The sequence below is a fragment of the Azohydromonas lata NBRC 102462 genome (assembly GCF_001571085.1).
In the GTDB taxonomy this organism is placed as follows: domain Bacteria; phylum Pseudomonadota; class Gammaproteobacteria; order Burkholderiales; family Burkholderiaceae_C; genus Azohydromonas; species Azohydromonas lata.
Map to the genome: position 1 here is coordinate 86,016 of NZ_BCTC01000013.1, position 8,115 is coordinate 94,130.

Sequence of the window (8,115 nt, forward strand, 5' to 3'; positions counted from 1 at the left end):
ATGGCAGCGAAGAAAGCCGACTTTGAACTGGACCGCACCTTCACGCACCGCCTGCACACGCTGTCCAAGCTGACGGACCGCGTGAGCCAGGCGGCGTACCAGGAGGCCATCGGTATCCCGCTCAACGAGGCGCGCTGCCTTTCGGCCGTGGGCTCGTTCTCGCCGCTGTCGGTGAACGACCTGGCGCGGCTGGCCAACCTCACCAAGGGCCAGGCCAGCCGCGCGGCGCAGACCCTGGTGGACCAGGGCCTGGTGGACAAGCAGACCAGCGCCGTGGACGGGCGCGGCGTCGTCCTGAATCTCACGCCGCAGGGGCAGGCGCTGTGGCGCAAGCTCAAGGGCGAGATCAGGCGGCGCAACGAGCAGATCGTGGCCTGTCTGGACGGCGCGGAGCGCGAGCAGCTCGACCGTATCCTGGACCGGCTGGTGAGCCATGCCATGGGCGCGCTGGGGTACGAGGTGGAGGAGTAGGGCGGGAGCTGCCCGGGGCCGCTTCATGACCCAGCCGGCAGCCGGCGGCTTCCACTCCAAAAGCATCAGGCATTCGCGCAGCCCACCACGCCCGCCCTGGGCACAATGCGGCCTGCCGGCGCGGCCCAAGGCCCGCGCCGCGCCCTGTCCACGCTGCCATTGCCCTCGATGCTCGATGCCTTCCTCAGGGCCGCGAAATCCCTGTCCACCCACATGCCCCGCTGGCCGCTGAGCCGGCTGGTGATGCTGGCGGCCGTGTGCCTGCTGCTGGTGGTCTGGGGCGTCACCGGCGTGCTGCTGCGCATGAAGTGGGATGACGCCGTGGAGGCCGAGGTGCGGCAGAACGCCAATCTCGCCCGCGCGCTGCAGGAGCAGACCTTGCGCGTGCTGGCCTCCGTGGACCAGGCCACGCTGCGCGTGAGCGAGGCTTTTCACGACGACACCTTCACCCCGGCCGACCTGGTGGGCTACGCCAACGAGACGGGCCTGGCGCCACGCATCCTGTTGCAGCTTTCCCTGCTGGATGGGCAGGGAAAGTTCGTCGGCTCCAACCTCGATCCGCTGGGCCGCCGCACCGGCCGCATGGACTTCAGCGACCGCGAGCACGTGCGCGTGCACCTGCAGCCGGGCAGCGTGCCGGCGGCGGCGGCGCTGCTGTCGGACAACGGCCTGTTCGTCGGCAAGCCGGTGCTGGGCAAGGTCTCCGGGCGCTGGAGCCTGCAGCTCTCGCGCCGCATCGGCACCGAGGACGGCCACGTGCTCGGGGTGGTGGTGGCCTCGCTGGACCCGGACTACTTCGAGGAGGTGTTCCGCGGCGTGGAGCTGGGCGCGCAGGGCGAGGTCATGCTGCTGGGCATGGACGGCGTGGTGCGCGCCCGCGTGGTGGGCGGCGTGAGCCAGGGCCTGGGCAGCACGTTCGGCGGCCAGGGCGCGACGGCCCTCACCCTGGACGACCTGGGCCACGCCATCGTCAGGAGCCCGCTGGACGGCATGGAGCGCATTTCGGCCTACCGCAGCATCGGCCAGTTGCCGCTGCGCGTGTCGGTGGCCACGTCCATGGAGGAGGCGCTGTCGCAGTGGCGCCAGACGCGCACCCTCACGCTGGCGGTCACGGTGCTGTTCAGCATCACGCTGGTGGCCGCGGCCTGGCTGTTCGTGGCCGGCGTGCGGCGGCTGGAGCGGGCCAACGAGGCGCTGCGCGCGAGCGAGGCGCAGGCGCAAGCGGCCAGCCGCGCCAAGAGCTCCTTCCTGGCCCACATGAGCCACGAGATACGCACGCCGCTCAATGCCGTCATTGGCCTGAGCCAGTTGATGCGCCACATGGCGCTGCCGCCCAAGGCCGCGGACTACGTGGGTCACATCCAGCAAGCCGGCGAGCAGTTGCTGGCGCTGACCAACGACGTGCTGGACCTCTCGCGCATAGAGGCCGGGCAACTGCAGCTGGAAGCCGTGCCCTTCGACCTGGGCGAGCTGCTGGAAGCCGTGCGGGTGCTGGTGCAGCCGCAGGCCGATGCCAAGGGCCTGGCCCTGCACATGAGCGCAGCGCCGCTGTCGTCCGTGCACCTCGTGGGCGACCCGTTGCGGGTGAAGCAGGTGCTGCTCAACCTGGCCGGCAACGCCGTGAAGTTCACGCCCGCGGGCAGCGTGGAGCTGCGCGTGCGCGAGATGGGCCGCACGCGGCGCACGGTGACGCTGCGCTTTGACGTGGCGGACACGGGCATGGGCATCACGGCCGAGCAGCAGGCCCGCATCTTCGAGCCTTTCACCCAGGCCGACAGCTCCACCACGCGGCGCTTTGGCGGCAGCGGCCTGGGCCTGTCCATCGTCCGCCGCCTGGTGGACAGCATGGGCGGCGAGCTGGCGCTGCAAAGCGAGCCGGGACATGGCGCCGTCTTCAGCGTCACGCTGACGCTGGAATGCCCGCAGGCCGAGCCGGCCTAGTCAGCGGCCAGCGCTCAGAATCCCAGCTCCCGCACCATCACGGCCGCCGCCGCCGTCCACACCCGCTCCCAGGCGCTGCGCGCCGGCTGCGCCAGCACGGCATGGCCGCGCCACTGCCGCGGCGACAGGGAAGCATCCGCCAGCAGCTCCAGCTCCACGCGGTACATGGGCTGCGCCAGCAGCCATTCACGGCCCTGGCTCGTGGCCTCCAGCGCACCGCCATGGGCCTGCGCCAGCATGGGCTCGGCCAGCACGGTGCTGGCGTGCGGCGCCACGCTCACCACGCGCGCGCTCAAGCCGCGCATGGGGGCGGCATCGGCCACGAAGCGGGCGCCGTCGCCGGGCTGCAGCGCGCGCGCCGTGGTCTCACCGGCATACGCCACCACGCGCCAGCGGTTGGGCTCGGCCAGTTGCAGCAGCGTCTGCTGGGGGCTGACCACGCCGCCCGCGCGTGCGGCTTCGTCCACGGCCATGACCACGCCGTCAAAGGGCGCGCGCGGGCGCAGGCGGGCCATGTCCTCCTGCGCCGCCACGGCCTCCTGCCGCGCCGTGGCCAGTTGCTTTTGCAAGGAGCCCCATTGCGCCTGCTGCTGCGTGTCCACGCTGGCGGCCGCCACCTGGGCCTGCAACTGGCGTATGCGCACCTGCGCCGCCTGCAGCCGCTGCTCCATGGCCGAGGCGGAGGCCTCCAGCAGCAAGGTGCCGGCCTTCACCTGCTGGCCCGGTTGCACGTGCATCTTTTCGAGCACGGCGGCGGTGGGCAGCCGCACCGCCAGGTGTTGCGCGGGCTGCAGCACGGCGCCGGCGCTTTCGTGGCCCGCCATGGGCACGAAGCCCGCAGCGGCCACGGCCGCCGCAACGCCCAGCGTCAGGCGCAGCCGCCGGCTGCCGCGCCAGCCCTGGCGGCCGGCGTGCCAAAGCTTGAGCTCACGTATCACGGGCAGCATGATGAAAAATCCCAGTTCGACGGCGAACAGCACGATGCCCACCGCCTTGATCGCAAAGTGATAAACCAGCCAGGCGATGCCCAAATACAAGGTCAGCCGGTAGGCCCAGGTCACGAAGGCAAAGGCCATCAACGCGCGGCGCAGGCCCGGCGCCATCTCCTCAGGCGCTGGGGTTTCCCACCCCAGCAGCACGCGGCGCAGCCACCAGCGGGCCAGCGCGAAACTGCGCTCGTGCAGGTTGGGCTGGTCCAGCAGGTCGCACAGCACGAAGTAGCCGTCAAAGCGCATGAAGGGGCTGAGGTTGACCGCCACCGTGCTCACCCATGTCAGCGTCCCCAGCGTGAAGGCCACCGCGCGCAAGGGCCCATCGGGCATCAGCGCCCAAGCCAGCGTGGCCCAGGCCGCGATGGTGAGCTCGGTGCGCACGCCGGCCAGTGCCACGCTCAGGCGCGCACGCGCGTCCGACAGGCGCCAGACTTCCGACGTGTCCGTGTACGCCACGGGCCACAGCACCATGAAGGCCACGCCCATGGTCGGCACCCGGCAGCCGTGGTGCCGCGCCGTGAAGGCATGGCCGAACTCGTGCGCGATCTTCACCGCCACCAGCGTCACGCCGTACAAGGCCAGCCCGCGCCAGGACAGCATGTCCACCGCCTGCGTGGTGAAGGCGCTCCAGTCCCACACCACGGCCAGCAGGCCCAGCAGCAGCGCTGCCAGCGTGGCCCGTCCGAAGGAGCGGCTGCCCAGGGGCCGGGCCCAGGGCAACAGCCGCTGCAGCAGTGCGTCGGGGCTGAACAGCGGTATGCGAAAGAAGAGGTAGTGGTGCAGCAGCCAGGTGGCCGCGGCACGCAGCCCGCTCACGCGCGGCGGCGCGGGCAGCGCGGCGGTGGGCTCCGTCAACTCGTTGCGCCGCGCAAACTCCAGCACCTGCTGCACGTGCTCGGCCGAGATGGCCAGCGTGGTGTGCGCGTTGACCTCCTCGGCGATCAGCGCTGCGTCGGCCACCCACCAGCGCCGCAGCACTTCGTAGGTGATCCAGTCGATGCGCGTGAAACGGTGGCGCACCGGGTCGTGCAGCGTCCAGCTTGGCGAGCCGTCGGCCAACGCGGGGGCGTGGTGCAGTTGCAGCTCCTGGCGCAGTGCCGGCCACGGGGGCGGCGCCAGCGCCATGCCGGCCGGCAGTTGCAGTGCGGCGCCCATGCTCACCAGCCGGTGGCTTCGCGCAATGCAGCCAGCGGGCGGCGCAGCACCCAGTACACCAAGGGCACGCGCGGGCCGTCCACGTGGGCCGTGCCGCGTGCACCCAGCCGCTCGGTGGGCGCACCGGCCAGGCTGGCGCGCAGCCGGTAGGCCAGGCCGCCTTCGGGGCGTTGCGACGCCTCGAACGCATACAGGCGCAAGCTGGCTTGCACCGGGCTGGCCGGCCGGCTGGCGAGAAACAGTTTCAACGGGCTGCCATCGCCCAGTTCCACGGCATCGGCCACGGGCAGCCAGGCCTCGACCTCCTGGTCGTCCGGCTTGGCCAGCCGCAGCAGCGGTTCGCCGGCAGTCACGGTGCGGCCGGCCCAATTGCCGGGGTCGTCCACCAGCACCACGCCATCGTGCGGCGCGCGCACCTCGGTGCGGCGCACCTGGTCGCTGAGGTAGGCCACCTCGGTGCGCTTTTCCTCCATGCGGCCTTGCGTCACGGCCAGTTGGGCCTTGGCCCGCGGGTCGTCCAGCGCCTGTTGCATGGTCTGGCGCCACTCGGCCTCGGCGGTGGCCAGCGCCTGGCGCGCCACCAGCAGCCGGCTGGCCGCGGCCGCGTCGTCGAGCTCGGCCAGCAACTGACCGGACTGGACCGCCTGGTTGGGCTCGACCAGCAGCCGTCGCGCCATGCCGTCTACGCTGGCGCGCAGCACGGTGGGCTCGCGAGGGACGATTTCACCCGGCGCGCGCACCGTCAGCTTCACGGGCAAGGCCAGCAGCAGCGCCACGGCGGCCAGCGCCAGGCCGGTCTTCCTGCGCAGGCGCACTTCCCGCAGGCGGCGGCGCAGCAGTTGGAAATCCACGACGCGGCGGGGCGCTTGGGCGTCGGCCGCCTGTTCGGCGAGCTGCCAGGTGTCGAACCACTCGTGCAGCGCATCGGCTTCCGCCGCCGTCCACGGCAGCTCGCGCACCAGCAGCAGTTGGCGGCCCTGCGCAGCCGCCAGCGACAGCGCGTAGGGCGGCCACCATTCGTTCCAGGCCGAGCCCAGGGCCGCGGGCAGGTCCGCGGCTTCAAACGTACCGGGCTGGTGGGCGCGCTCGCGTGCCACGCGCTGCAGCCATTGGGCGTAGGGGCCCAGCGTGTCCATCCGGCTGGCGCCGGAGTGGCCCAGCAACTCGCCGTCCTGGCACAACACGGCGGCGTGGTAGGGCACGTGCTCGCGCGTGCGGTTGAGCAGCGTGAAGCGGCGTGCGGCAGCGCCATCGGCGTTGCGCGTGGCGGCCAGCAGGTGCAAAACGTCCTGACTGTCAAAGCTCATGGCTTGTCCTGAGGGTCATGTCGGGGGCGCATCGGCCCTTGCGCGCATGAGGGGCTGCGCATGGCCTGAGGGGCGCCGTGTCCCATGCCTTCCAGCCCATGGGCGGGCACGCGGCAAGGGCGTGCGCTGAAGGCCGCGGGCCGTGCAACGGACCGTCATGGGCAGGCCGCCATCTGAACATGCCCGCCCCGCCGAGGGAACGGGGCGGGCATGGCGTTCAGCGGGCCGGCGCGACAAAGTTGGCGTCAGGCGCCACGGCGCACCGTTGGGCGTTGCGCGATCTTCTGCCCGTTGCGTTGCGACTGCCACAGGCCTTGGCGCTGGCCCAGCGCGTCGCCGCGCATGAGCTGCGCGTCCAGGCCGCCGCGGCTGCCCACGCCGGTGGCCGGGGCGTTGGCGCCTTGTTCGGCTTCAGGCAGGCCCTCGGGTGCGGCGCCAGGGGTGGTCCCGGGCGCGGACTTGATGCGGAACATCGCGTTGGCTTCGCGGCCCTGCGAGTCGCGGCCCTGCACCTTGATGCGCAGGTCCAGCGCCTTGCCCGCCGGCGGCTGGCCGGTGAAGGTGCCGGCCTTGCCGTCGAACTGCAGCCACGTGGGCAGTGGCCGGCCGTCGGCCAGCGTGGCCACGAGCGTCACCGTCTCGTTGGCGTCGGTGTGGACGAAGGCGTCGGCAGGCACTTGCAGGTTGATCTGGCTGACCGCGGGCACCACCTGGTCCTCCAGGCCGCGGAAGGTGCGCAGCGTGGGCTCGTTGGCCGGGGTGACCATGGTGCGGAAGCCGCTGGAGCGCGTGTAGATGTCGCCCACGTCGCGCGTGTCGGCCACGCTGGACTGCACCGGGGCGAGGACGATGGGGTCCGTCGCAGTGGCCAAGACGGGCGATGCCAGCGCCGAGTCGAAGCGCTGTACCGTTGCCGGTACGGGTGCAGGTGCCACGACGGCCGGCGCGGGTGCCGGCTCCGGTGCGGGCGCCGGCGCCGGCACCGGCACAGGTACCGGGACGGGCCTGTCGTCGTCGAGCCGGGGCGCGCCCGCGGTGCCGGGTGTGTCAGCCAGGCCGCTGTGGTTGCCGGCCAGGAACAGGCTGCCGCCGCCGTGGTCGTCGATGACGCCGGTGCCGCTGTAGCGGCCGCCGCCCGTGGTCTGCACGCGCAGCGCGAAGTCGTGGTCGCCCTCGTCCAGGGCGTCGTTGGTGATGGCGGTGCGCACCAGCAAGCGGCCCTGCGCATCCAGCCGTGTCCAGCTGCCGGCCTGGTACTGGACCCATTGGTTGCCGTCGAACACTTCCAGCTGCGGGTGGGCCGTGTCGGTGCCGCCGTAGTCCGCGGCATCGGCCGTGCCGGCCGCCAGGGCCAGTTGCACCTGCTGCGCCGCGCCGCCGCTGAGCGTGAAGACGGCGTAGGGCGATGCCTCGTTGATGCGCACGCTGGAGACGCTCACGGCCCGGTCGTCGTCGAGCAGCGCCTGTGCATCGGCGCTGCCGTCGTTGCGGAACACGGTGCCTGTGCCGTCGTCCCGTACCGTGGCCGTGCCCACGGCGGCCAGGCCTCCCACGGGCGTGGCCGTCAGGGTGAAGCTCTCGGCGCCCTCGCTCACGCCGTCGTTGACGATGGGCGTGCGTGCCAGCAGCACGCCGTCGGCGGGCAGGGTCGCGCCGCCGGCATAGGCACTCCAGGTGCGGCCGCCATCCAGGGAAATTTCCAAGCCTGCGCCGCTTGACGCGAAATCGGTGCCTGCGCCCGTGGCGCTGCCGTCGGCCAGTTGCAGGCGCAGCGGCTCGCCGGCGTTGCCGCGGACTGTGAACACGGCCCAGGGCGAGGCCTCGTTGACCTCGGGGCTGCTCACCGTGACCGCGTCGGCCGTGCCGTGGATCGTCACTTCGACCGTGTGCTCCGTGCCATCCACGGACCGGACGGTGAAGACTTCGGACTTGCTCTGTCCGGCCACCAGGTACTGCACGGCGCTGTTGGCGACGCTGTAGGTCCACGTGCCGTTGGCAGCGATGTCCAGGCTGCCCAAGGTACCGGGTGCAGCCACGACGTCCGCCGTACCGGTGAAGGCGGCCTGGCCGCCGTCCGCGTCGCTGATGGCGAGCGTGCCGCTGTCGGAGAGGGTCGGCGAGCTGGCGTCCTCGGTCACCGCGCCGGTGTCGCGACCGCTGATGACGGCGCTGTCCTCGGCGCCGGTGATGACGACGGTGACGGTTTGCGAAGCGGTGCCGTCCAGGCTTTGGACGGTGAAGGTCTCGGT

Annotated in this window: 5 protein-coding genes; 2 read left to right on the top strand and 3 right to left on the bottom strand. The window is 72.0% G+C overall.

Annotated elements, in window-relative coordinates:
* Together ALA01S_RS07325 and ALA01S_RS07330 are read left to right on the top strand one after the other, a co-directional pair.
* Positions 1-471 carry a MarR family winged helix-turn-helix transcriptional regulator gene (locus ALA01S_RS07325; protein ID WP_066334112.1) on the top strand — a complete coding sequence of 157 codons (471 nt, stop codon included), beginning with the start codon at positions 1-3 and terminating at the stop codon, positions 469-471.
* A 168-nt stretch (positions 472-639) separates the two neighbouring features.
* Complete coding sequence (locus ALA01S_RS07330) at positions 640-2,412, top strand: sensor histidine kinase (RefSeq protein WP_157118807.1); 1,773 nt, start codon at positions 640-642, stop codon at positions 2,410-2,412.
* Positions 2,413-2,426: 14 nt separating this feature from the next.
* On the opposite strand, the gene ALA01S_RS07335 is transcribed toward ALA01S_RS07330, so the two are convergent.
* The 3 genes from ALA01S_RS07335 to ALA01S_RS34380 all read right to left on the bottom strand — a co-directional run.
* A complete protein-coding gene (locus ALA01S_RS07335) occupies positions 2,427-4,559 on the bottom strand; it encodes a site-2 protease family protein (protein WP_066334118.1) in 2,133 nt (710 codons plus the stop codon).
* 2 nt (positions 4,560-4,561) lie between these two features.
* Complete coding sequence (locus ALA01S_RS07340; protein WP_066334121.1) at positions 4,562-5,866, bottom strand: efflux RND transporter periplasmic adaptor subunit; 1,305 nt, start codon at positions 5,864-5,866, stop codon at positions 4,562-4,564.
* A gap of 245 nt (positions 5,867-6,111) precedes the next feature.
* The coding region (locus ALA01S_RS34380) for a VCBS domain-containing protein (RefSeq protein ID WP_218011437.1) at positions 6,112-8,115 on the bottom strand (2,004 nt) is incomplete at its 5' end.